The following is a 1,291-nucleotide window of genomic DNA, read 5'->3' on the forward strand; positions in this document are numbered from 1 at the left end:
GAAGCCCTTGATGATACGCCCTGATGGGGTGCCGCTGAAAACGGCTCCGGCGTCGAGGTCAATGATGGTCGTGTGTACTTCGGACATGGTGGCTCCTTGTGCGATAGGTTGGAAACTTGACCTCTATGTTTGCAATGTATACAGAGTACACATGCGGAGGTGCTTATGAGCGCTGTAACAACACGGCTGGATCCTGAAACTCAGCTTCAACTGGAGGCGTTGGCTAAGGCCACCGACCGTACTCGGTCTTGGCTTATTGCCGATGCTGTCAGGCGGTATGTGGAAGAGGAGAGCTGGCAGGTAGCGGCAATTGCTGAAGGGTTGCGCCAGGCTGATGCCGGAGACTTTGCTTCCGATGAGGAAGTCGCCAGTTCTTTTGCGAAGTGGGGCGTAAATGTCGAATAGGAGAGTGCGCTGGCTCCGTCTGGCACTTAGGGATATGGATGCCATTATGGAGCACATTGCCAAGGACGATGCGGCGACTGCTCATGAGGTTGCTAGCCGTATCTTGCAGGCGTGCAACACTCTTTCCCATTCATCTGAACGAGGTCGAGCTGGGCGGGTGCCCGGTACGCGGGAACTTGTGATGGTTGCTCTTCCGTATATCGTCGCCTACCGGGTGGTGCGTGATGAGGTTCACATCCTTCGCGTCTTGCACCACCGTATGCAACGATCCTCCTAAGCAAACTGGATTTCCCGCACGATGCGCACGTCGAACGGGTTGTCATACATCCAGCCCGTGCTGACGTTGTCGTCGTGATCTTCTCCGATGCGGAGAAACAGGTACTCCTCTCCGTCTAAAGAGGTGACGAACCTGTTGAGAAAACCCACCTCGGTGAACTCATCGTACCACTTGATGGTTTCCCAGAAGTAGAGGACACAGCCGCTATCCGTGTCCGTGCCTTGCAGAGCCGACTTCAGAAAGCGTTCAATATCCTCATAGCTTGTGGTTGGCATGGTCTGTCTGGCTGCTACGAGAGCTTCATTCAGTCTGGTGGCCGCTGCGCCTGAGAGGCACAGCGCCACATCGCTTACGTATCCCATGGTCATGCTCCTTTGGTGTTGATGGGGCTGATGGTCAGCCGTTCATGCTGGGCGCCTATCTTACGGCAACGCGAGAGGAGTGCCTCAGTCGCCTGCTCGTCATGTGTGAGCTTTGTGACCTCCTCCTTGAGCATCGTCTGGTCCAGCGTACTTCTGCCCGGTACGGCTGCTGTCTTGAACCGGTAGTTGCCCGCTGCTATCCAGCCCGATGATTGAGAGGACGCAGCGCTTGTCAGGCGGTGCCATG

3 protein-coding genes and 1 pseudogene are annotated in these 1,291 nt (G+C 55.9%); 2 read left to right on the plus strand and 2 right to left on the minus strand.

The genetic code is table 11. From position 1 onward, the window contains the following. The first annotated feature begins 165 nt into the window (after positions 1-165). Complete coding sequence (locus FVW27_RS16165; protein ID WP_010939316.1) at positions 166-405, plus strand: CopG family ribbon-helix-helix protein; 240 nt, start codon at positions 166-168, stop codon at positions 403-405. Then, complete coding sequence (locus FVW27_RS16170) at positions 395-682, plus strand: type II toxin-antitoxin system RelE/ParE family toxin (protein ID WP_010939315.1); 288 nt, start codon at positions 395-397, stop codon at positions 680-682. The genes FVW27_RS16165 and FVW27_RS16170 overlap by 11 nt, the downstream gene beginning before the upstream one ends. Here the strand turns inward: FVW27_RS16170 and FVW27_RS16175 are convergent. Both FVW27_RS16175 and FVW27_RS16180 read right to left on the minus strand, forming a co-directional pair. After that, positions 679-1,044, minus strand: coding sequence for a hypothetical protein (locus FVW27_RS16175; RefSeq protein ID WP_010939314.1), 366 nt, complete (start codon positions 1,042-1,044; stop codon positions 679-681). The genes FVW27_RS16170 and FVW27_RS16175 overlap by 4 nt on opposite strands. 2 nt (positions 1,045-1,046) lie before the next feature. After that, a pseudogene (locus FVW27_RS16180) lies at positions 1,047-1,291 on the minus strand (hypothetical protein); the annotation flags it as partial.

The organism is Nitratidesulfovibrio liaohensis, assembly GCF_011682075.1.
Taxonomy (GTDB): domain Bacteria; phylum Desulfobacterota; class Desulfovibrionia; order Desulfovibrionales; family Desulfovibrionaceae; genus Cupidesulfovibrio; species Cupidesulfovibrio liaohensis.

Bases quoted from the DNA above. Each gene is read 5' to 3' on its own strand.
- FVW27_RS16165 (WP_010939316.1), top strand. From the start codon at position 166: ATGAGCGCTGTAACAACACGGCTGGATCCTGAAACTCAGCTTCAACTG.
- FVW27_RS16170 (WP_010939315.1), top strand. From the start codon at position 395: ATGTCGAATAGGAGAGTGCGCTGGCTCCGTCTGGCACTTAGGGATATG.
- FVW27_RS16175 (WP_010939314.1), bottom strand. From the start codon at position 1,044: ATGGGATACGTAAGCGATGTGGCGCTGTGCCTCTCAGGCGCAGCGGCC.